We start from the raw sequence: 24,209 nt of genomic DNA, 5'->3' as shown, positions 1-24,209 counted from the left end.
TATCGTAAGAAATTAATTGTTTGTTAAATTTTCTTTAACGACACTCAATCTCTAAATAAATTAAATAAAACCCATCTATGCACGGTTTCGTACCTTTGATACTTAGTCACTCATTTAATGTGTCGAAAGTCTACTTTCTATTCCTTATTTTAATTTAAAGTCTCATCGAGTTAACTGGCTCGTAGGATTGCCAGAAGATAATTAATTCTAGATTTTTCTCTAGGGGAGATTTATGTTTTTAAAAAAAATAATGTTGGGAACTTTAGTTTTCTTTAGCTTGGTAGCTCAAGCAAATGATCCTTCACTTCCAGTGAAGGTGTTCATTCTTGCTGGTCAGTCTAACATGGCTGGTCAGGGTGTCGTTACACCCAGTCAAGGTCAAATCGATAAAAATAATGGTAAGGGCACACTGCGATACTTAGTAAAGAACTCACCTGATAAAAATGATTATAAACACTTGATATCTGGTGGCAACTGGACGGTTCGGAATGATGTATGGTTAGCCGATCTGAATACCAGTGGTGCTTTAACAGTCAGAACCAATAAAATTGGTCCTGAGTTACAGTTCGGTCACCTAGTGGGTGATGCACTAGAAAATCCGGTGTTACTCATTAAAACAGCTTGGGGCGGAAAGAGTTTATATAATGATTTTCGGCCACCAAGCTCTGGTGGTAAAACCGGTAATTATTACTACCTAATGATCGATAGAATTCATGAAGTGCTCAATAACATTGGTAGTTATGTGCCCAATTATCAGGGGCAGGGTTATGAATTGGCTGGTATTGCTTGGCATCAAGGCTGGAATGATCGAGTTAATCAAACGGCAAATGATGAGTACCAGGAGAATTGCGTCAATTTAATTAACGACTTAAGAGCGGAATTCAATACACCAAATTTACCTTTTGCGATAGCCACAACAGGCATGTCAGGTTGGAATGAAAATCATCCCAGAGCTTTATCATTGATGGAAGCTCAGTTAGCCGTACCAAACGATAGTCGTTTACTCAACTCGACGAATGTCGTAGCCATCGACACCAGAGATTTCTATCGTGAACAAAGTGATTCTCCAACAGCTCAGGGATATCACTGGAACTCTAATGCAGAATCTTATTATCTCATCGGCGATGCGCTAGCAAGAAACTTAGTCAGTATGGGGTGTCAACAGGCGTCATGTGTCACGAATATTCTACAAGCAGAGGATAACACTCATCTACATGATGCAAATGTAACGACAAGTGTTCCAGGTTATACAGGAACTGGTTTTGTCGATTACTTTGGGGCTGGAAGCTATGTCGAGTGGCCATCCGTTAATATTGATAATGACGGTGAATATACATTAACGTTTCGTTATGCAGTAGAAAGAGGCCAACGGCGGTCGCGTTTACTGATCAATGGAAGCGCTATCGCTGATATCCCATTTAATAAAACTGGAAGTTGGGAAAATTGGGAGACTGTGAGTATTAATGTGAATTTAACCAGGGGTCAACATTTAATAAAAGTTGAAGCGTACCAAGCTGGTCCGAATTTGGATTACATGAAAGTTGAGCCATATTCTGTCGCAAATCGTGGCGTTCAATATGAAGCAGAGGAAAACACAACCTTAAGCAAATCTAGCGTTACGAATGTACACGCGGGTTATACGGGAACCGGTTTTATTGATTTCGGTGGGGCAGGCAGCTCAGTTGAGTGGCCGTCTATAAATATTCCAAATGATGGCAACTACAAAATAAAATTCCGATACGCGGTTGAAAGAGGAAGTCGAAACTCTCGGTTGTTTCTTAATGGAAGTCCTATTGCTGACCTGAGCTTTAGTGCAACAGGTAGCTGGACAAACTGGAAAACAGAAACTTACGAAGTGTTTTTACCAAAAGGTATTCACAAGCTAAAAGTGCAAGCAATTCAAGCTGGGCCCAATTTAGATCACATGGCGATAGGGTCTGAAAATTTGCCACCCGATGTTTATATTGAGAAAGTCTATTTCGGGCAGAATCATATTCTAGAACCCAATGATAATTTATTTGAACTCGTCAGCGACCTTGATGCGTTGTTAAAAGTTCAGGTTCTTGCCGATGAAGCCAATGCTAATTCACCGGAAGTCTCTGCGATGCTTTATTTGAATGGGCAATCCACTAAGTTGACTATGCAAGGCCCAGCAACTGTTCCTACTGAATTCAATTCAGAGCGAGGAGCGGTTCAACATAAATCGGATGATAGTTTTACGACGACAATACCCAAAGAATGGGTTAAACCGGGTTTGCGTATAACGATAGCCGCAGGCAATAATATTTTATCTCTCGATAATTTAACAATCACCTCACCCAATAAAGTCGTTATGAATATGTTTGATGTACACTATTTTAACCAAACGACTGGTGACTATCCGTCGGGATGGCTTAGCGAGCTAGAGTCTAAGTGGCCGGTGTCATCGCTCGAACTACGAAGGGTAAACAATATTGTTTTTGAAGAGTTGGTTATTCCTCCTCGATCAGGTGTTCGAGCAGCGAAAGTTCGTTCTAGACAAGACTATAAAGATCAAACGGGCTTAAATTTTGATGGCGAACAAGGTGCTGCTTTACAGTGGGTTGGTGCCTTACAAGCCGCTGCCGGTAGCCGTCATTTAAGCTTATATTACGTTAATATTTATGGTGTTCACTCAGGTGGTCAAGCTGGTGGTTTTAAGGGAGTGGGCAATGGAAAGAGTCAAGGTATTTTACATCACGAATTAGGTCATGCCTTATCTTTACCTCATTGGGGAGGCAATGCACAGTATCCTTACAAAGGTCATATGTATGGTATAGAAGCGCGCGATGCAAATGCAACGCATGCAGGGCCGACTTGGGCATACGATCTTAGAAATGGAAACTTTATACCTCCAACCATTCAAGACAATGCTGTCGGAGGAAAAATTGGTACCTACAAAGCCGATCCTATGCAGGGCGGAGGTCAAGGTGATCAAGAGCAAGGTTATGTATTTCGACACTTCTCAGACTACTCGGTTAACAAAATTCGAAATTACTTAGAAGGCCATCTCGTCAAATGGAATGATAGAATTAACCGCTACGCAAAATGGAATGCGCAGTCGGGCGATTACACGAATACCGTCAGCAGTAATGGCGTTAACTTTCCAATTATAAGGGATGTTAATGTTTACAGTGTCATGGTTGCTGCGAGCGGCTCAACTCCTAACATCACTATGATTTATCCCCCTATTGGTCCTTACAAAACAGGGTTGATCAAGTTATTCGATCCGCGTTCTCGGTCTGATCGCGAAGAAGCTAAGTCGATATTCTGCCCAGCAAAAGGATGTGATTTAACTGCAAAAATTAGACAAGGGAATCAAGATAAATATTTCATGTTACCGATTGCATGGGATCCTAATGAAAACCCACTATCAGGCGGTAGTTTGCATACACGAGCGATCAACCTGCCAGCGAGTGAAGGAACCATTGATCAGGTTACTCTTTATTTAACGCCAAATGCCGATAGTAATGGAATGGGGAGTAATCCGACGGTCATAACGCAATGGCAATAATTCATGCTCTGCATGATAGAGATGGCTAAATATAAATGCGTTTACTCTTAGCGAATAGCTAAGAGTAAACGATAACTCGGACTTTCTCGATTAATTCAATTATTAAATCCAATGAGTGAGGCTAATAATGAAGGAGAATGAAACTGATCCATTTGGTTTTTTAAATGTTGTTTTAAAGTTCATTACCTTAATTATTTTTCTATCGATATTTTCAAATGTAAATTCAAAAGAGCTTGCATTGTTTTCAAAGAATCAAAGACTTTCTTCCTTATCTGAGACAATGCTTTCCGATAAACTGGACTGGAGCAAAGATACCGCTTTTACTAATTCATCTAACGTACAAAAGCCGGTTAAAGTATACATTTTATTTGGCCAGTCTAATATGGTTGGTTTTGGCGCTATCGAACCTCTGGGTACTCCAGGAACTTTAGTAACAGAAGTTAAACTCAATGGAAAGTTTCCTTACTTACTAGATTCGAACGAACAGTGGATAACAAGAAACGATGTTTGGTACAAAGGTGTTATTTCAGCCAAACAAGACTCATGGTTGACCGTTGGCGCGGGTGCGAATCGAGGTCACATAGGCCCAGAGTTAGGATTTGGTCATATCGTAGGAAATTACCATGACGCACCGGTACTTATTATCAAGTCATCTATTGGTAATAGAAGTATTGCATGGGACATTCTACCACCCGGTAGTTCACGATATGTTGTTAACGGCTATACATACGCGGGTTATGGCGATCGGGACGATCGATGGTCTGATAGCGATCCTTATACGCCAATTAACTGGTATGCTGGAAAGCAATACGATGAGTTTGTTGCTGAAGCCAAAAATGTTTTAGATAACTTTAATAGTTATTTTCCGCAATGGGCAGACCGTGGTTTTCAAATATCGGGCTATGGTTGGTTTCAAGGACACAAAGATACATTAAATGGAGTTTATGCTGAGCGTTACGAATTTAACATGGTCAATTTGATTAAGGCCATTCGATCAGACTTTAATACACCTTTAGCGCCTTTTGTTATTGCGACTATCGGTTTTAATGGATACGAAATGACAGGTAATACAGCTGTCGTTGCCAATGCACAACGTGTAATTAGTGGTGATACAGGCAATTATCCTGAGTTTGATGGCAATGTAATTACCGTTGATACAAGAGGCTTTTGGCGTTCTGCAGCAGATTCGCCAAGTCGTGATGGTTCACATTACAGAAAAAATGCAGAAACCTTTATGCTGGTAGGCGAGGCGATGGGAAAAGGAATGCTAACTTTACATCGAGGAAATATCTCGACTCGACAGAATTCAATGACGACCAGTCAACAAAGTCCATCTATCAACGAGTTTGATATTGCAAATTACAGCTCAACGACGGGATTGGATAAATGGTGGTACGACACTAGAGTGTCGGGTAGACCAAAAGGACAAACCTTTACTAGTTCAAATCAACGGACACAGTTAAATGCTATCTCGTTTCAAGTGGGCAATTTAGAAACAACGAAAGCGGAACCGATTAAAACCTATTTACTACGAATAGGACTCGTCAATGGAGATGAATTCTCTGAAGTTCATCGTGAAACCTTTACTCAAAAATTTACCTGGAGCTCAGGTGGTTTTATGAGCTGGAATTTAAAAGAACCCTTTCACTTGGAACCGAATACTCACTATGGCATTGATATTGGCATGTTAAGCAGTAGTTCTCATTGGAAAACGGGTATTCCCTACTTACAAAGGACGGCAGATGAATATTTTGGCGGCTCACGTTATATGTCAGGTACTGAAGGTAGGGGACGGGGTAATCACAACATGAACCACATGTCGGGGGATATGGTATTTCATATGGATATCTCTAGGATAAAACCCGCACCTGGTACGATAGCGATAAGTAAAGAACCCCCACCGATTGATGATCTGGACATTGCAAACTATGGAACACCGGTTGGCCTTGATAAATGGTGGTACGATACGAGAATTTCAGGTCGACCGAAAGGCCAAACATTTACAACTTCGAATAAAAGTACTTACTTAAATTCAGTATCGTACCAAGTGGGTAATTTAGAAAGTACGAAAGCAGAACCAGAGAAAACTTATGTTATTCGAGTCGGAAAGATATCGGGTGATCAGTTTATTGAATTTCATAGAGAAACATTTATTCAACAAAGCTTTTGGAATCCAGGGGAATATATGACTTGGACTTTTCGAAAACCTCCACTTTTAAAGCCTAATACCCAATACGCCATTGATATTGGAATGAAAGCAAGTACGACTCATTGGAAAACAGGTATTCCCTATTTACAGATCTCCGCTGATGAATACGCAGGTGGAGCGCGATATATGTCAGGTACTTCGGGACGTGGTATCGGAGATCGTTCTATTCAAACTATGTCTGGTGACAGAATTTTTCATATCGACATGTCAGCCGTTGAAAATACTATCAAGAATTAGAGCAATGTAATCGATGAAAGGTGTGATTAAATCGTTACCTTTTGGATCGAAAGGTTATTGGGAATTTAGTCCTAGTATTATTCATACATGATTTTGTACCGTTGGTGCGTTAGTACGATCTGTATGTGAACTTAGTCAAATACGAAGATCAGTTTCGGCACTATATTGCTTTCTGCGTGATAGTGGGAAGTTGAACGTCGTTAATAAATGACTTGTCCGATGTAGTTGCTTGTTTTCGTCTTAACTCAAAGCTTATCGCTATTAATAAGATAATGTATCTAATTTAACATACGAGGAATGTATGAAAACAAAATTTAAAAGTAGCGCACTAGCGATGTGTCTTTCTGCTGGAGTTATTTTAACGCAAAATGTATATGCGATAAATGCCAGCCCGCATTCGTATACTGTAACGCAACCAGACGGTACTAAAATCACCTTATTTCAACGAGGTAATGAACATCAAAACTGGGAAGAGGACGTTAATGGTTATACGGTAATAAAAGAAAAGGTTGATACACCTAAGAAATTCGTCAGCGAGCAAGATTTGTCAAAAAAGGCTTCGCCTGTATTCACGCGTTATGTGTACGCCGAGCAATCAACTACAGGTGAATTGAAACCAACATCGCTTGAGGTAGGTAAGGGAAATCCTGAACATTGGGGTTTAAAAAAGCATGCCAAACCTCGAAAAACAAATAAATATTTAAAGCATCAAAGTTACTTTCAATCGTCATTAATCAATCCTGCATTGAAATCAATGAAAAACTCTAATAACGTGGGCTCGTTGAACAATTTAGTTGTTTTGATTCGTTTTGCCGATCACGCCAATCGTAAATTACCCTCTCGTTCTAATTTTGAAATCTTATTCAATAAAGTCGGCGGAGATCCGTCGTTAGCTCCCGCAGGGAGTATTAAAGATATTTATTTAAGGAATTCTTATAACAAACTTACTTTAAATTCAACTATCGTCGACTGGATTACAGTATCTAAAACGGAAGCCGCTTCAAAAAATAATTTACATGTGACGTTAAAAGAAGCGCTTACTAAAGCCGATGCAACGTTAGATTTCAGTCAGTTTGACAAAAATAACGACGGAATAATTGATGCGCTTACGTTTATACATTCGGGCTACGGCGCCGAATGGGGTGGTAACGATTGTAACACTGGCGCACCAGGCGACGAGAGAATTTGGTCTCACCAAGGTGGAGTCAGTGGTTGGACATCAAAAGAAGGAGTTTCATCGAACATTTATTCCATAAACCCAGGCTTATGGGGAAAATGTGGTGATGATATTACACGTATCGGTGTCATTGCTCATGAACTTGGACATGTATTTGGTTTACCCGATCTTTATGATAAAAACGGTGGAGGCGGAGGTATTGGTAGCTTCGGCATGATGTGCAATAGCTGGGGCGCCGATGGTAGTCAACAACCGCCGCCATTTTTATCGGCGTGGTCAAAAATGAAATTAGGTTGGGGTGAGCACAGTAATCTTAGTCGTGCAGGCGATTACAATATAAATAATCAAAGAATATATCGAGTTAATAAAGGCTTCGATCAAGGGGAATATTTACTGATTGAAAATCGCAGGAGGAACAACGCTTCTGGAAAGCTAGTTGATAACATGCCCCCTAATTCAGATGGACTTGCAATTTGGCATATCGATGAATCGGCGAGTACAAATACTGAAGGGCATCCTGATCAAGATAATTGGCCAAGAAATGGACAGCATTATAAAGTCGCTATGTTACAAGCGGATGGTTTGTATCAGATAGAAAAAGGACAGAATTCTGGTGATTCAAATGATACCTATCGTGCTGGAAATGTGACTCGTATTGGGCCAGATACTGTTCCGAATACAGATACCTATCAGAACGGTTATGTTAATCAAACCAATAATGTTATTTACAATATTAGTCGTGCACGAGAAAACATGTCATTCAGTTACTCACCGGATGGTGATTTTCATATTCCTGATGAAGGACCTGAAGGATACACTAAATGTACTGATGAAGGTGGCTTTTGTGTTTTTAATCGATCAGTTGACGTTGCTTATGGAGCTAAGGGTAAATTCAATTTTAAGTACGGCATAAATGGAACAGTCCACTTTAATAATACTAATTTTGGCGATCCAATACCGGGTGTTTTCAAAGCGGGTTATTATAAGAATGCGTCGACCTCATCAACAAAGTCTTATCAAGCGGAAGACAATAGTCGTGCTGTCGATGCGAAGGTAAGTACCAGTGTTGGTGGATACACGGGTTCTGGTTTTATGGATTACGGTAAAAAGCGATCTTTCGTTGAGTGGAACGATGTTTCTGCCACTAAAGACGGCCAAGTCTTATTAACATTTCGGTATGCCAATGGAAGTTCTACTCCTCGTCGATGTGTCATTAAAGTTAATGGACGACGAATAGGTCATCTATCTTTTGATGGCACTGGTAGCTGGACTAATTGGAGAACTCAAACCATTCGAGTTCAACTTAAACAAGGAAACAATACCATTCAATTAAAAGCGAATACCGACTATGGTGGTCCTAATCTTGATAAAATGGATGTTAAATAAGTAGTTTACATGTTCTTGCGAGACATAATTGAGTGAAAATGGTAAGAAATTTTTAACTTGATGTAATAGGGTATTTGCAACCGTTCACTGTTGCAAATACCCATGAACTTTCATTATCCTATAAATTAAAGCGAGACTTTAATAATGGGTATTTACCTCGGGAAATTGGAATGGTGTCAGTAGAGTCTTCAAGACTTAAATAATGTCGACGATTTTCTCTTAAAATATTAGTGATATAATTAGTATTGATAATATAACTGCGATGAACTCTTAAAAAAGTAACTTTTGAAAGCTGACTTTCAAATTCATCCAGTGTTGTGTCTGAAATAATCGTTTTCGTTTGATGAATTCTTTCACCTTCTTTGGTCAGGTGCACCCGTCGATATCGCCCTAAGCCTTCTATGTGATTAATATTTTCAATATTTATGATGCGGGATGTATTTCCATCAGACAAAGCGAGGGTATCAGCATCAGTACTATTTTTTAGTATTTCTAATATCATTCTTTCTTGTCGTAGAATTTTATCAATGCATCTCTTTAATAAGTGAGGTCGAATGGGTTTGAGTAAAAAGTCAATAGCATTCGTACTAAAGGCATCTAAAGCGTATTGTGGATAAGCTGTAAAAAACACGAGCTGATAATTGATGTGGCTTGTTTTTTGCGCAACTTGAAATCCATTAATTTCAGGCATTTGTATATCTAAAAATACAATGTCTGGTCTTAATCTATCGATTTCTGATATTGCGCTAATACCATCTGATAACTCAGAAACAATCTCAAGCTCATTAAAAAAATCAATAACTTCTTTTATATTTTGCCGCGCTGATAATTCATCATCAACAATCATTACACGCTTCATGGTATTAATTAATTTCCTTTGTTTGAATATAGAATAAAAAGAAGAGCTTTCGGGTAGAGAGTATTTTAATTTATGAACTAATGAAGTTCTAATCTTGGCGACGCGTTCGGTACGCAATAATGTACACTTTGAGCAGTTTGGTATTGGCGAATTAGTCCAGTTGTTCTATTTAATTTAAGTTTTGCCATTTTATTTAGTTGGGTTTTAAAGTATTTAAGAGAGCTATTTCTGTAATGGGAGGCGTTAGTGATTAGGATGTTAGCCAGTATGTTCTCAGTTAAAGGAAAGTACGTGTTCAATAAAGAGAGAGTAACTAAATTACACAATATTGAGGGGCGTTGGGTGATACTCGATTTGAGTATGGAGATTGAAATAACTTCTTTGGGCAATGGGCTTTGGAACGGGGTTGTCATAGCAGCAGTGCATGAAATAGTCACCTTGGGTGTGACGGTTCTTACTGAAATACGGAGGGCAAGTTTCGGATATAGCGCAAGATTGTACGATTATAAGGTTAATCGGATCGTTGATGCTCAAACAGCTCTCAAAGAAGACTATATATACATAAAGTATGAAGGTGAAGTTATTGTGATGAGACGCACATGAGGTAGTTTGAATGAATAGAACGGCATGTTTTTTTAAAACCGATCGGCTTGATGTTTTTTATAGCGCCAATAGTCTTATCAGCAGTAGAAGTGAATGAGCTGTTACATTATGAGTTTGATAGGGTCTTTAAATCTCAATGTATTTCGCATTTCTCTCCTACACTTGATGATGCTATGTTTTCCTCTGCTTGAATAATGTTGGTTTAATGAAACTATAGAATTTTTGGGTTGGGAGAGTTATAGCGATGATTGAAATAACCAAATGCCTTTTAGGAGTTATTATGAAATCGATATCTAAGAGTACTTTTCTATTCACTGGCTTTATATTTTTCTGTTTTCTTTTCTCGTCAGATGTTCATTCGAGAGATTATTATAAGAGAATAAATTTAGGTGATTCATTGCAAAAAGGTTTTAGTTTGATTGCGGATGGTGAGGATTATGAGTTAAGACTTACCGCTGAATGTAATCTTGTTTTGAGAAGCGGAATCTTTGTCCTTTGGGAAACACAAACCAGCGGTGAAGATTGTTTCTTGGCGGCACAAAGAAGTGATGGAAATATGGTTCTTTATGTAGATGGGAGACCAGAGTGGGCGACCAATAGAAATAAAGGTTTTTACACAAAAGAACTGTGGGATAAGAGACTAGGGAGGGGCTTTGACTACATTGAATTAACTAACAATGGAGAGCTTGTTGTGTCAAAGATTATTCATACAGAGTTTTAGATGAATTTGTAAACTATTCTATTGAATTTCTAGGTGAATTTATAAAATATCAAACAATAAGAACATTTTTTATTCCGGTGGTAGAGTAGATTCCTGACCATCGGAAATCTTTACGCATACTTCATAATCCCATAATCCCATAATCCCATAATCCCATAATCCCATAATCCCATAATCCCATAATCCCATAATCCCATAATCCCATAATCCCATAATCCCATAATCCCATAATCCCATAATCCCATAATCCCATAATTTCATAACTCCATAAAGCGATTGCGAACATACACTTGGATTGATTTTTTTTTTGGTCAAATAGGTCGAAAGTTGCTATATACTTTGAATGAACCGTGAGTAGTTATCTCTACTTCGATATTTTATGGTCAGTTCATGCACGAATACAAGCACTTTGTACTTCCCTTATCCTACACAAGTGAATGCTTCGGTTTTATCATCTATATTTATTCTGAAGTGAGTCGAATGCTATATGATGGCTTTTTCTAGAGTTAAGTATTTATGTGAAATTTAAATGGTAATGCTAACGATGATTTTATTGTAAATGTATTCACGACGGCTCCAATGTATTGTTTTTTTTGATACAGCACTTAAAGGCTTATTGATATGAACAGTTTGCCATTAATTCAAATGGTTATCGTTATCCTTACTGCTGTTGCTCTTGGGGCTTTGTACTATTTGACTTTTCGAATTAATAGAAGGTTTAAGGACGTTGATTTTTTGCAAAGAGAGCTTGGAAATCTAAAAAAGCAGTTTTATAGAGTGGGTAGGCTGGAACGAGAAATAACATTGCTCGTTAAAAAGAATGTATTGGATGCGAAAATCAGGCAAAAAAAGCCAGAGGAGCAAGTGACTAAATCAATAAAACCTATTTCTAAGATTATCGTTCCAAACGAGCAATTAGAAATCAAGAAAGATTGCTTGGCTGATGTTTTGCGAGCATGGAATAACTCGAATCTTACAGATAATGAGCGCGAAAAAATTGAAAAAAAGTACATTGGAGAAAATATTTTATGGCAGGTAAAGGTGACCTCTATTTCGTTTAAAAGCAGTGGTCAAGTATGGGCCACAGTAATTGATGCAGATGAAGTAAAGCGTGTTAATTCTGCTTATGCGGTATTTGACATGTCTTATGGAAAAATCTTAGCTGAATGTGTCGATAAAGAATCTATTTTGATAGGCGGTGTCATAGAACGTTTCTTTCTTTCTCCAATAGTATCCAACTGCAAAATTATTGGTGGCCTTAGAAAAGTCAATCAAAATATGTAGGAAAAACAAAAAATATCTGAGTCCTATAATCGAGTAAAAGAAGATATGATGGATAATAGCGTTAGAATGAATAAAGCTTTACTTATCAAATTGTACGCAATTGCATTATCACTGCTAACATCACTTAGTTACTCAAGTGATAATAAGAACTTTTCAAAGATAGCTTCATACAAAAAAAGTAGCAGTGAAAATATTGCACAGTTCAAAAAGACAGAGCAATCATCAATAAGTCATCAAGGACGTCCTTCGCGTGCTGTAGATGGCAATGTTGACGGTCATTATTTTAGAAGTAAGTCAGTGACGCACACACTAAGCGAGTCATCTCCCTGGTGGAAGGTTGATCTTGGAGACTCTTATATAGTGCATAAGGTAAGCCTTTGGAATCGCACTGATTGTTGTGGAGAACGCCTGTCAAACTTTCACGTGGATTTACTGGATAAAAATGGAAATATATTGGCAAGTAAAAACCATACTGGAACAGTGCCTAATAAGGTCGATATTGATCTAACTGGCGTGGGCGTTTATTCAGTACGGGTCCAACTGAATCAGTCGGGTGTTCTGTCGCTGGCTGAAGTTAAGGTGTGGGGTACTAGTGGAGAAAATTTGTCACTCAATAAGATGACCGTTCAGTCGTCAACCAGTCATCAGGGGTACTCATCGCGTGCTGTCGACGGTAATACGGATGGTCATTACTTTAAAAGTAAATCGGTTACTCATACATTCGAAGAGTCATCGCCTTGGTGGAAAGTCGATTTAGGTCGAAGTGCAATTATCAACAAAATTAGCCTATGGAATCGTACTGATTGCTGTGGAGAACGCCTGTCAAATTTTAACGTGGAATTGCTTGATAAAAATGGAAGTGTCATAAAAAGTACGAACTATCAAGACACAGTATCGGAGAAGGTTGATATTGATTTAACTGGAGAGGGGGTGTATTCCGTACGTACACAACTTAACGGAATGGGTACGCTTTCACTGGCTGAAGCTCAAGTATGGGGAGTATCTGAAGACGATTATCAAGGTCCATTTGTTGAAGCTTATGACTTTCCTGGAAACGCACCCTGGTACCCATGTCCCGATGAAAGCTCATTTCCCGAAGAAGTTTCTATTATTACAGCCTTCGATAAAGCTCTTCATAATTTTAATGGAGGAGGCTCACGTGATATTGAAACTGAAGTTGAATTTCCGTCAGAGACATATTGGAAGCAGCTGGGTCTTTTGATACGCCTTGAATGCCCACCCAACAAAGAATGCGATCCATGGGACCGTTCAGCAAGCATTGGCTTGAAGGAGTCTACACAAGATTCGAATAGATTAAATCATTTTGAAATTGCTCGTTATATAACACCTTACAGAAAGGGATTTTGCAGCTATACCGATATTAGCCCAATGGCGAATAAACTTGTCGGTAAAAAGATAATCACGTCATGGATCAATACTTGGGTTGATACCGGATTCGTAGTCACGGTAAAGTTTGTTTTTTATCCTGGAGAAAGAAAAGCTGCTGACCAGATAATCAATCTTTGGGAAAGAAGAAAGATCAATGTTGGCGATCCTGCCGCTCTTGAGGACAGTATAAAGCCGGTAAGAGTAAATATTCCTGCAGATGCTAAGAGGATAAAAGTGAAGCTTTTAGCGACAGGTCATGGCTTTGGGTATACCTATAATTGTGCGGAGTTTTGCCAGATGCGACAAGACACCATTGTTAATGGTGATATATACAGCGTCAATGAATGGCGAGATGACTGTCAGTTCAACCCTGTCAGACCACAAGCGGGCACTTGGTATCATAACCGCAATGGTTGGTGCCCTGGGGCCGTATCCGTTGGAAGCTTAATCGACATTACGCCATCCATTATCAAGGGTGAAGAAAATACAATCGATTTTGGCATTCTGTTGTCAAATGGTTCTGACTATATCAACACATCCGATAAAGATGCATCGCCCTATGAGTTGGTTTCTATGAAATTGTATATTTATAAGTAATTTATGATGATTTAATGTTTCACCCATTTATTAGAATTGGTATCCAGCAATCTCTACCGAGCTCATACGTTTTACCCCGAAATATCGAATGCATCATGATCATGGTTTTGGTACCTGTTGATTACATCATTTGAACCTTTCATTTCGTGCAATGTGGAGATAGTGTCGTACTTAAAATAGAATTACTTAATTATTAAATAATGAAAAAATATTTTTAAACAACAGGAAATGATTAATATGAGGTTTTTAAGAAATATATTGTCAGTGTCAATTATTAATTTACTTAGCTTAAATTGTTTTGCACAAACAGATATTTTAGGAGAGTGGATTGTTGGTAAGCAAAATAGCATTATAAAAATAGAACAACAAAATGGCATCTACAGCGGAAAATTGACCTATTCCAATAACGCTAAAGCACAAATTGGAAAGCCGATGGTAAAAGAGCTAAAACAAATGGAAGATAGTTGGGAAGGAAAACTATACGTTCCCAAGCGTGATGAATGGTATGAAGCTACATTCGTACCAATAGGCAATAAATTGAATATAACAATATTGGTTGGCCCTTTTAGTAAGTCTGTTGAATGGATAAAAAAATAGACATGAAACTTTGAGTTTTGCGTAGATACAGTCGTTCAGACTTGACGTAACAGTTACCGATTTGGACAACAGTCGGTAATCCTAACTTTTTAAGTTGAAATGTTACTTTTGGTCTTAACTAGTTCACTAAAAATGAATAAGTATGTTCGAGAGGCTTTCAGCCTCTCGACATACTGACTATTAACAATTTTTTACTTGCGCCATTTTGTAATAACTTTTTGTTTCTTAGGTAATCCATTATGTTCTGCATCCGGCGTATAGAGTAGCTGTACTTTGGTCACCTCTCCATCAGAAGCACGCAGGTTAATCGCTTTTGTGTTTAGACTGCCTTTGTGGAGTGGATCGGCATTGTCATCCCAGGAAATAGGGAGCATGATGAACTTCTTTTCACCACCTTGGATAACCTTTAAACTCACATCGCAGCCTTCTTTAGGACAAAAATTCTCTTCCGCTAAGGTTCTATCGTATCCGAAACGAGGATCAAATAATGAAATGAGCCCCGCCTTATAAGATCCGATAGGAGGGTAAATGATATTTGCGTCGCTAGTAACGGCACTCACACTCGTTAGAATACTAATAACATCGACATCCCGCTCAATGGGATACAACACTCCATTATTATTAACAAAGTTTGTATAAGCTTTCTCTACATTATTCCAGCTGGCATAACTTTTGAGCTCACTATTCCATACAACCATATGTTTTTGCAGATACTTCTGCATTTTATTCACTTCATAGTCTGAGTAGTGTTTCAAATTGGTTAGTGCCCAAGTTTCTTTCTCTTTACCCAAACCACCACCGAGCATAGGTGATGTTTTGAATGATCCCGTTCGTTCACTGATGGGAGAAACAAATTTTTCATGATCTAAATTGAAAAACCAGGTAGACCCAACATGATTTTTTTCTGACTCTATACCACACATGGTTCCTTTATAGGGCCAAAATCCTTGACTGCTATGCGCCAGGGAGAGGCCGTGTCCCATTTCATGGAGTAGATAGCCTTCTCCTGCACCGATACCTAACGCAGAAAAACCACCTCCACGTGCATTTTTCATTTTCAAACCATGCACATTGGCATAATAGAAATGATTACGTCTGGCTGTTCCTGCTGCATCCATAAGCGCATTCATCCACCTTGCTGCGGTTTGCTCGCCGCGAGACGTTTCATTTGTTGAGTAAACTCTTTTCGCCGGTTGACCATTTCGAGGAATCAAAACAATTTCGTCAAAAAAGACTTTCTGACGCTCGACAATCATATCTGAAACCGGTAATTTAGCTTCAAACTCTTCTTTCCAGCCGTCAGGAAAGTCTTTGTCATTGTCTTGAAAGCTATACATATCAAACATATTGATTTTGAGAACAGTAGGCGCACCAACTTCTATATAATTAATGAATTTTCTTAATTTACCCGCTTTGATTTTTACCGACATACCTGGTTTAACCCATTCCTTTGGAATCATCCCTGTAAAACTATCATCATGAGAATGCTTCACATCACAAGGTGTATCATTGAAGTGAGTGGGTAAAATATCGGGACCGCTTAGTGGAATTTTAATCTTGTCACCATTTAATTTTACAACCGCTACTACTTCAGGCGATTGAATGGAATTTACTGAAGACGTTAAATGTACTTTAATGAGCGCTTTTCGATTACTCACTAAAGTAAAATACTCATCTTCTGGCTTCTGAACATGAGTCTGACCGAAATATACGGCATCGATAGATGTTTTTTCACTATCTTCATTTATGACAAGTTCATTATTGCTGGCATGTGACGAAATAGCGTTGAACAAGAGAAAATATGAAATTAGTCGAAAGTAATTCCTATTTAATTTAATCACTAGAAACCTCTATATAAAATTAAATGTGTTTAGTAATGGCATTCAATTAATCATTTGCCACGTCAATTAATTATTAATATATAACGAAGCGAAATATGGTTATTCAATTGAGTTCACATTTAACTTTGGAATATGTACCAGTTGCGCAACCAGCCGTATCAAATGGTCGGTAATTGACATAGTCAACGAGTTTAGCTTGACACTTAATGGCATTAACCTTGGATATCTTCACGTTTTTTATAGGAGAAATGACTTGTCGATAGCGCAATCATCTCGCCTCTGCAGCGAAGCCTTTGAGATTAAGATACGCAAAGTGAATTTCGTATGAGCTTTATTTCTTGTTAGCCAAAGAGCGATATCAGAGTTTGTTAAGAGTTTAGACAGCATATTTAGTCGTGAATTCATGTGATATGTCTAGTGCGGATGGCTCGACAACCACTTTGGACTTATCTGAGCATGGCTCCTCTTTCTCTCTAACATACTGAAATACCGAGATAAATAGGAGTTCCTATGGCTCCTTGAAACGGTTGGCGTTTTAAACCAGATACGCAATGTGCAATTTCATGCAGTGTAATGTACAGCTCATACATCAGGAGCATGAGAGTATTGGTCTTTATATATACAATGAATCTCACAAAGAAATATTTAATGGTGATTTATGAATATCAGTCAATCAATAAAACACGATTTAGAAGAAGAATGCTTCAAGTTACAGAGCAACCAACTACATGTCGATAGACAGGGAGATTACTTCTATAAAGCAAGTAATGGTGAGATTCGAGGTCCATTTGCAACAAAGGCACAAGCTCGCTTTGACTTTAATAATTTTAGTGAAGCTCTTGAATTAGAGAATGAAATTAAGGAATGGAGTAGAGCTGTAATGTGAAAGGAGGGCTCAAAAGATATTTTCTCAGTTAATAGTAATTCGTTAATTAATATTGATTCTATTAATCTATGCATAAGAAATGGGCAATGTAGAATGTTAAACCAAAGCAATCAGTTAAAAGTTATAATAGGGGGTGTGTTGCTCATTACTGTAATCCTAACTTTAATAATGAGCATCATGACAGTATCAAAAAGAAATGATCAGTATATGAAAGAGGGAAAAGTTATTCGTTCGCTCGAAGAGAAGGTTGTTCGGTTCAATTAGCTTATCTCTATGGAAAAAAAACTGAACTTTTCTGAGTAGCCATTTGCAGGTATAGCAATACCATTTGGTACTGAAATTGGAACCTTTCATACGAGAAAAATATCTCCGTATCTTATTCGTCGATATAATTAATCACAAATAGAAATTTGTTAGTTTAATATGAAATTTGATGTAACAAGTACGGATGAAATTGACAATTCATCTTTAAATAAAGATGAGTTGAGTGGTAATAAAATTCCGAAACATAATTCTTTTGGTCCTGTGAATAATGGTTCAACTCTCGTACCTGACGGCTACCTAATTTTTAATAATGAAACAGGTTGGTTTTTTCGGGTTAATGGCGAGTCAACTATTGGACCTTTCGAGTCATATTTTGAAGTTGATAAAAAGATGAAAGTGTATTCCGTTTTATTAAAAGAGTTAAAAAGATTAGCCTTGTATTGAAGAGTAGTGAATGGAACAATTATTCGATGTGTTTTTAGCCTTATTGTCTCTATTGCTTTTTCTTTGGGGTGCAATGTGTTTTGGGTTGTCTATGGTAAATCATAGGTTTCGTCATAGAGTGGTAGCCATTGCTGGAACGACTTCTGTTTCTTTGGCGATGCTAGTAACCTTAATTATTTAAAAATAAATCTTTTATATAATCTCTTTGGAATGGTTGTAGTCGATCTAAAAGTTAAAATACCCAAATAAATTATGAGTAATAAAGATAATCTATCGGTGCAAAATCTTAGTATTGTATATTTTAACAGAACAACTGGTTTATTTACTTGTCGGAGTTACGATGATCATCGACGATAAAGCTTTAGGGAACTAAAAAAATATGTCTCTTTTTAATTTTCGGTAATGTCTTTAGTTTTATTATGATATTTGAGATTTTTAAGTTCCCGAATGAATTTTAAGGGTTCAACTCGTCAAGAAATGAGTTTGCTAGCGCACGTGTTAACTCCGCAATGCATTAGTGGTTTGTGGTGTACTTGGTGTTTGAATGCCTACACTACTAACACTTTTTGTAATTACTTGTTTTTATGAAGTATTTCAGATCTTTTAATTTGACAAAGTGAAACAGCGTACGCGTGAAAGTGGTTCGCTAATTATCTTTGCGTCAATAAAGTATTCTAGTAATGGAAGGTATTTTAAGTGAACGTTCGACAGTTTTTTCTAAAAATTTGTGTTGTACACTTATTGATTTTTATAAATTTTGGTTATGCAAAAGAGGTAAAGCTTGATAGTGATAATCGAGGAGAGCGGCGGGCCTCAGTAGAGCCACGAGGTTTTCTGTACGGTATAGGAATGAATTTTAATCAGCAGATTTATAAAGATTATGATCAACGTGTTACTCCTCTCCCTATTATTGGCTATAGGGGAAAGCGTCTGAAAGTATACGGTCCTTTTGTGAGCTATGATACCCACAAGCTAAACAACTTAACACTGTCATTAAAATTAGCACCACGCTTTGATGGCTATAGCGAGGAAGATGGAAAAATATTTGAGGGAATGGAAGAGCGAAAATTTAGCTTTGATGGTGGTTTTGGTATTCGTTATGAGTACAATGACTGGAAAGCGAGCTTATCTGGTATGCATGATATACTAGGGCGTTCAGAGGGTTATGAGTTTAGTTTTGGGCTTAGCAAAGTGCTAAGGATTGGACCTATTTTCATTGAGCCATCTGTAAGCATGAGCTATCTCGATAAAAATTATGTTGATTATTATTATGGTGTTCAAAGCCATGAAGCTAATTTCGATCGGTCAGTCTTTAGTGGATCAGATGCACTGAACTCAAAGGTAGGTGTTGCAATCGCAACTCCCATATTTTTTGGCGGATTGACTCGCGTCGTGATAGATAATATGTATTATGATGAAAGCATCACTGCGAGCCCTCTAACCACTGAAAAAGATAGCAGTTATAGCATTATGTTGATGTTTTCTAAGCACTTTTAGCTGAACTGGCTACTCATTAGAGTTCAGATATAAATTGACTCAGTTGATGATTAGCGTGAATTTAAAATAGACGTCAATGCTGGATGTTTACTTCTTGATATCGGAATCGCTTCTGAACAGTCAGATAAAGTCGCAAAGTGACGTCTCTTATCTTTTCTGATGTTAATAACTAATTGAATATTAATAATATAACTCCGATGTACTCTCATAAATTCACTCGACGGGAGTAGGCTTTCAAACTCATCTAATGTTGTATCAGAAATAATTGTCTCGATTTTATGATTGACTTGGCCTTCTTTCGTCAGGTGTACTCTCCGATAACGTCCAATACCTTCAATGTAAGAAATATCCTCGTTGTTCAAAACGCGCGATGTATTACCGTCAGTCAAAACTAGCGTATTATTCTGACCATTCTTGAGCTGTAACTTTTCAAGTACAATTTCTTCATGATGAAGAATTTTATTAATACATTTTTCTAGCAATTCTGGTCGTACTGGTTTTAATAAATAATCAATTGCATTAGTACCAAAGGCATCCAAAGCATACTTTTCGTATGCTGTTACAAACACTAACTGATAGCTTAAATAGCTAGTTTTTTGTGCGACATTAAAACCATCTAAGTTAGGCATTTCTATATCGAGAAATACAAGGTCAGGTTTAAGACGCTCAATTTCCTTGATTGCAGATTCTCCATCGCTAACTTCCGCAATAACTTCTAACTGATTGAACTTATCGATAACGGCTCTTAAATTTTCTCGAGCAGCGCTTTCATCATCTATGATCATCACTCGTTTAACAGTCATTTTAGAGTCTCTATTTCATTTGAGCGGTATAATATTGCCATTCACTTAGTTCAATTATAACTCAATTATGGATTTAGAGCTTAAAGATTTCAATCGCAAATTTCGCTTCATTCTTATTATTAACTCTAAGTAATTTAAAACATAACAAAGTGATTCGGAAATAGGGTGGCCTTAGCTAAAGTCGTTTTGCGATAATGTCGGGTGTCAGCAAGCGAATACACTCCTTTCATTCACTCAGTTCCCAATTCAAAAAGTATTTTGATAAATTGAACATAGCAATACAGAGTTTCTATTCTTTTAACTCTATCCAACTACATTATCTAGTGAGTTTTACCATTGGTGAACGTATTACTGACACCGTTGAGTTGAAAAAAGAGTTTCTCGAACAATCTAAATAGGGTGTTTCATTATTTAGCAGAATACGATCTAAAAATAACCCTCTTTCATCTAACTGTTTGCGCAAAGCTTAGAGCGCTTGCCTAAGTATAGTAATGAACATCCTTACTGCGATTGTTTATTATTTAGTTGAGCATGAGTGCATTTTATTCAATTGGACTCTACCGAGCTTGATTAGGCTAAAATCGCCGACCTGTCCGTCGGATTTTTTGTTTCTTTAAGACGAGCGACTCGAGAATAATTTATTTTTAAGCTTAGTTTCAATAGAATGACGCCCTCTATCTTAATACAAGTTTTGACAAGTTCTTTTTAAAGGAAATACTTTGATATGAAAAGCCAAAAATTTCATCGGTCAGTGGGGTTGTTCATGCTACTGCCACTTATTTGTTGGGCTGTCACAGGAACGATCTTTTTTATTAAGCCTGGCTATCAAGGGGCTTATGAAATGTTGAATGTTAAGACCTATCCAATTGATAAAAGCTTCACTATTCCATCTAATTCAAATTGGCAAGAGGTGAGGTTAGTTAAGACAATTCTCGGTTTCCATTTATTGGTAAAAAGCAATGAAAAAACAATACATCTAAATGCGTCTACTCTTGAGCCAAGGGCTAAGCCTTCTAGCGAAGAATTGGCTCTCCTGATCGATGATGCAATAGCTCACAATAAAGCTCGGTATGGCGAGATAGAGCAGTGGGTTGATAATAAGGCAATGACCAGTACCGGTGTTCGAATATCGCTCAACTGGGAAACACTTAAATTGCGTCAAAAAGGCGAAGATACCGATCTTATCAATTTAATTTACAAGATCCATTATTTGCAGTGGACACCTTGGAGTATTGTTAACCAAGTATTAGGAATCGTCGGATTATTTTTCTTGGTGACTTTATCAATACTCGGAATGAGGCTCTTTTTACTGGCACGAAAACAGAGAGTGTGATAGATAATTAAAAATCTATATTTGATGTTATCGACACAGAGGATGAAGTTAAAAGCTGAGTTGCGAATCCTGGTGAATTAACTGGTCTTGTCGGCTCGCAACATACTCCGAGCACCAACCACTTAAAGAAGCATCTGGTTCACGGTTAAAATTGAGTGCCATCAATTTGTCCGATCGGATCATTGCCTCTGTTGCGCCGTTCGATATTGATTAAGCATGTAAAATGCCATATATGAATTTTTTTGATAATGAATATTTTGAGTGGTGGTAAATCGTCTTTAACAGAGTAATGTTGAGCAGCTGTTATAGAGTGAAGTCCTAAGAATTGAGCAAGTTTCGTAAATTTATTATCATCAAAAATACGCTTTATCTTTGGATTTCATAATTTAGGTGTTCCTGTGAGAATGCATGGAGCAACTTAAGAAAAGAGAAACACGCATAATCTTACCGTTGACTTTACTGTAAAACTAAAGATATATTTGCAATTATGAATATTGAATTTACTTATCAAATGCACGCTCACGGACAGTCACATCGATGGCTGGGAGAGCTAGTGCTTAAGTAAAATTATTTAGCCCGTTTACTAAGAAAGCCCTCCCAGCCTGACTGCGAGGGCTTTTTTGTTTTTTAAGTAAATGAGGTTATGTAATGGAACTCAAGATAGATGCTTTGGCCAGAGGCGTTCGGATAATTTCTGGTGAAGAATCCAACAAAAGAAGGAGTCTGCTCAATAAATTAATTCGCATTTCTGAGCTAAATGGATTTAACGAGATCATCTTGCCTAGTATTGAGCCAAGCTCAATATATGTAAATAAGGCGGGCAAAGAAATACTATCGCAAATGTATGAATTTAAGGACAAAAAGGGCAGAAGTATTTGCCTCAGGCCAGAAGCAACGGCAACCATTCAGCTCTTAGCAGATAAGCACTTTAGACGAAATAAAGACGTTAGACTCTGGTATTTTGAGCCTTGTTGGCGTTATGAAAAGCCACAAGAAGGAAGATATCGAGAGTTTTTTCAGTTTGGATTAGAAGTCATTAATCCCTCTTCAGATGGTGTAAAGCAAGAGCTCATTGCTTTAGCCGAGTCAATGGCTTCATTGAAAACGCAGGAATTTGATACCTGTATTTCGGCAAAGCGTGGGCTTAACTACTACACGGAAGATGGATTTGAAATTCGTGTCCCTCAATTAGGCGCACAAAAACAAGTTGTCGGTGGTGGTCGATATCAACAAGGCATCGGTTTTGCCATTGGTTTCGACCGACTCATGCTTTGTAAATAAGGAGTAAATAATGGAAGGAATTATTTTTATGGGAATACAGGCCAGCGGAAAATCGACGTTTTATTTACAACAGTTTTATAAAACTCACCTTCGACTAAATTTGGACTCACTAAAAAGCCGGAATAGAGAGTGTATTCTTTTTAATGCTTGCTTGGATTCGAAAACGTCCTGCGTTATCGATAATACTAATCCAACGAAGAGAGAGCGAGCTAGGTATATAGAAGCTTTTAAAGCGTATGACTTTAAGGTGACAGGCTATTGCTTTATTTCAGGGATTACAGAGTGCCTACAACGTAACAACGTGAGAAAAGGTAAAGAGCGCATTCCCGATATAGCCATCAGAGCTACGAGGAACAAATTTGAATACCCAAGTTTAGTCGAAGGATTTGACCGTCTCTATGCAGTTAGCATAACTAGTAACGGATTTAATATAGAAGATTGGAAAAATGAAATTTAAAGAATTAGATACAAAAATGAGAACCTATGAAACAAACAGTGATTCGTGCGTTCTTCCTGGTGTTTACATGGTCGCACGAATTGACGGACGATGTTTTACCAAACTAACTAAGGACACAATGCAGTTCGAAGCTCCTTATGACATAAGGTTTAGAGACTTGATGATCGAGACGGTTAAACACCTCATGCAGTGCGGATTTAAAGTTAACTATGGATACACTCAAAGTGATGAAATCTCGTTATTGTTCGACCTCAATGAAAATGCGTTCGGTCGTAAAGACCGCAAATTTAACTCAATTTTAGCTGGAGAAGCCAGCGCAAGATTTAGTTTGATGTTAGGAAAGCCTGGGGTATTTGATTGTCGAATCAGCCAGCTTCCGAATCAAGCATTAGTTGCTGATTACTTTCGATGGCGCAATGAAGATGCTTCCAGAAATTGTTTAAATGCGTATTGTTATTGGACGCTTCGTGAAGAAGGGTTAAATCCAACAGATGCATCAAGTCTATTGTTAAACAAGTCAGTTGCAGAGAAAAACGAGTTCCTTTTTCAACGCGGAGTCAATTTTAATGAAATTCCTAACTGGCAAAAGCGTGGTGTTGGTATTTATTGGGAGGCATACAAGAAAAATGCCGTGAACCCTATCACTCAGGAGCCTACGGTAGCAATTCGTAATCGGATTAAAGTGGACTTAGACATTCCATTTAAAGACAGTTACAACCAATTTGTCGCGAGATTTATGTAAGCAAAAAAGTGAGCTTTATTAAATTAAACTTATGAAAACTTGAGATTAAATATTCTTTGTAGTTTTAATA

General features: G+C 37.8%; 19 protein-coding genes. 16 read left to right on the top strand and 3 right to left on the bottom strand.

Annotated elements, in window-relative coordinates; all coding sequences use genetic code 11:
* Window positions 1-232 precede the first annotated feature (232 nt).
* From FAX86_RS16570 to FAX86_RS16560, 3 genes are all read left to right on the top strand, one after another.
* Window positions 233-3,532: a carbohydrate-binding protein gene (locus FAX86_RS16570; RefSeq protein ID WP_144394584.1), complete on the top strand. Its 3,300-nt coding sequence runs from the start codon at window positions 233-235 to the stop codon at window positions 3,530-3,532.
* A gap of 127 nt (window positions 3,533-3,659) precedes the next feature.
* Entirely contained in the window at window positions 3,660-5,978 is a 2,319-nt protein-coding gene (locus FAX86_RS16565) for a sialate O-acetylesterase (protein ID WP_144394583.1), read from the top strand.
* Between the two features lie 301 nt (window positions 5,979-6,279).
* The gene (locus FAX86_RS16560) at window positions 6,280-8,541 is read left to right on the top strand and encodes a M6 family metalloprotease domain-containing protein (RefSeq protein ID WP_144394582.1); all 2,262 of its coding nucleotides are present in this window, start codon (window positions 6,280-6,282) and stop codon (window positions 8,539-8,541) included.
* Between the two features lie 118 nt (window positions 8,542-8,659).
* On the opposite strand, the gene FAX86_RS16555 is transcribed toward FAX86_RS16560, so the two are convergent.
* Window positions 8,660-9,400: a LytR/AlgR family response regulator transcription factor gene (locus FAX86_RS16555; RefSeq protein WP_144394581.1), complete on the bottom strand. Its 741-nt coding sequence runs from the start codon at window positions 9,398-9,400 to the stop codon at window positions 8,660-8,662.
* Between the two features lie 246 nt (window positions 9,401-9,646).
* On the opposite strand from FAX86_RS16555, the gene FAX86_RS16550 reads away from it, so the two are divergent.
* From FAX86_RS16550 to FAX86_RS16525, 5 genes are all read left to right on the top strand, one after another.
* Window positions 9,647-10,003 (top strand): hypothetical protein, encoded by a 357-nt coding sequence (locus FAX86_RS16550; protein WP_144394580.1) that lies wholly within the window; start codon window positions 9,647-9,649, stop codon window positions 10,001-10,003.
* Between the two features lie 280 nt (window positions 10,004-10,283).
* Window positions 10,284-10,724 carry a hypothetical protein gene (locus FAX86_RS16545; RefSeq protein ID WP_144394579.1) on the top strand — a complete coding sequence of 147 codons (441 nt, stop codon included), beginning with the start codon at window positions 10,284-10,286 and terminating at the stop codon, window positions 10,722-10,724.
* 630 nt (window positions 10,725-11,354) lie between these two features.
* On the top strand, window positions 11,355-12,008 hold the full coding sequence (locus FAX86_RS16535) for a hypothetical protein (protein WP_144394577.1): 654 nt from the start codon (window positions 11,355-11,357) through the stop codon (window positions 12,006-12,008).
* Between the two features lie 66 nt (window positions 12,009-12,074).
* Window positions 12,075-13,994: a galactose-binding domain-containing protein gene (locus FAX86_RS16530; protein WP_164503637.1), complete on the top strand. Its 1,920-nt coding sequence runs from the start codon at window positions 12,075-12,077 to the stop codon at window positions 13,992-13,994.
* A gap of 237 nt (window positions 13,995-14,231) precedes the next feature.
* On the top strand, window positions 14,232-14,591 hold the full coding sequence (locus FAX86_RS16525; protein ID WP_164503636.1) for a DUF2147 domain-containing protein: 360 nt from the start codon (window positions 14,232-14,234) through the stop codon (window positions 14,589-14,591).
* A 191-nt stretch (window positions 14,592-14,782) separates the two neighbouring features.
* Here the strand turns inward: FAX86_RS16525 and FAX86_RS16520 are convergent, their stop codons facing one another.
* On the bottom strand, window positions 14,783-16,432 hold the full coding sequence (locus FAX86_RS16520) for a M66 family metalloprotease (RefSeq protein WP_144394574.1): 1,650 nt from the start codon (window positions 16,430-16,432) through the stop codon (window positions 14,783-14,785).
* 658 nt (window positions 16,433-17,090) lie between these two features.
* Here FAX86_RS16520 and FAX86_RS16515 point away from each other — a divergent pair.
* From FAX86_RS16515 to FAX86_RS16505, 4 genes are all read left to right on the top strand, one after another.
* Window positions 17,091-17,318: a hypothetical protein gene (locus FAX86_RS16515; protein WP_144394573.1), complete on the top strand. Its 228-nt coding sequence runs from the start codon at window positions 17,091-17,093 to the stop codon at window positions 17,316-17,318.
* A gap of 423 nt (window positions 17,319-17,741) precedes the next feature.
* Window positions 17,742-18,026 carry a hypothetical protein gene (locus FAX86_RS16510; RefSeq protein WP_144394572.1) on the top strand — a complete coding sequence of 95 codons (285 nt, stop codon included), beginning with the start codon at window positions 17,742-17,744 and terminating at the stop codon, window positions 18,024-18,026.
* A gap of 10 nt (window positions 18,027-18,036) precedes the next feature.
* Window positions 18,037-18,207 carry a hypothetical protein gene (locus FAX86_RS22285; RefSeq protein WP_164503635.1) on the top strand — a complete coding sequence of 57 codons (171 nt, stop codon included), beginning with the start codon at window positions 18,037-18,039 and terminating at the stop codon, window positions 18,205-18,207.
* A 515-nt stretch (window positions 18,208-18,722) separates the two neighbouring features.
* A complete protein-coding gene (locus FAX86_RS16505) occupies window positions 18,723-19,523 on the top strand; it encodes a MipA/OmpV family protein (protein ID WP_205859235.1) in 801 nt (266 codons plus the stop codon).
* A 50-nt stretch (window positions 19,524-19,573) separates the two neighbouring features.
* Here FAX86_RS16505 and FAX86_RS16500 read toward each other — a convergent pair whose 3' ends face one another.
* The gene (locus FAX86_RS16500; RefSeq protein ID WP_144394571.1) at window positions 19,574-20,326 is read right to left on the bottom strand and encodes a LytR/AlgR family response regulator transcription factor; all 753 of its coding nucleotides are present in this window, start codon (window positions 20,324-20,326) and stop codon (window positions 19,574-19,576) included.
* 724 nt (window positions 20,327-21,050) lie between these two features.
* Here FAX86_RS16500 and FAX86_RS16495 point away from each other — a divergent pair.
* From FAX86_RS16495 to FAX86_RS16480, 4 genes are all read left to right on the top strand, one after another.
* Complete coding sequence (locus FAX86_RS16495) at window positions 21,051-21,659, top strand: PepSY domain-containing protein (protein ID WP_144394570.1); 609 nt, start codon at window positions 21,051-21,053, stop codon at window positions 21,657-21,659.
* Between the two features lie 648 nt (window positions 21,660-22,307).
* On the top strand, window positions 22,308-22,940 hold the full coding sequence (locus tag FAX86_RS16490; protein ID WP_144394569.1) for an ATP phosphoribosyltransferase regulatory subunit: 633 nt from the start codon (window positions 22,308-22,310) through the stop codon (window positions 22,938-22,940).
* Between the two features lie 10 nt (window positions 22,941-22,950).
* Window positions 22,951-23,397: an AAA family ATPase gene (locus FAX86_RS16485; protein WP_144394568.1), complete on the top strand. Its 447-nt coding sequence runs from the start codon at window positions 22,951-22,953 to the stop codon at window positions 23,395-23,397.
* Window positions 23,387-24,139 (top strand): tRNA(His) guanylyltransferase Thg1 family protein, encoded by a 753-nt coding sequence (locus FAX86_RS16480; protein ID WP_144394567.1) that lies wholly within the window; start codon window positions 23,387-23,389, stop codon window positions 24,137-24,139. Before FAX86_RS16485 ends, FAX86_RS16480 begins: the two co-directional genes overlap by 11 nt.
* The last annotated feature ends 70 nt before the right edge of the window (window positions 24,140-24,209 follow it).

The organism is Pleionea sediminis (genome assembly GCF_007570825.1).
GTDB classification, from domain to species: Bacteria; Pseudomonadota; Gammaproteobacteria; order Enterobacterales; family Kangiellaceae; genus Pleionea; species Pleionea sediminis.
Note: the sequence above shows the minus strand (reverse complement) of the source record. Positions and strands in the feature narration are given on the sequence as shown.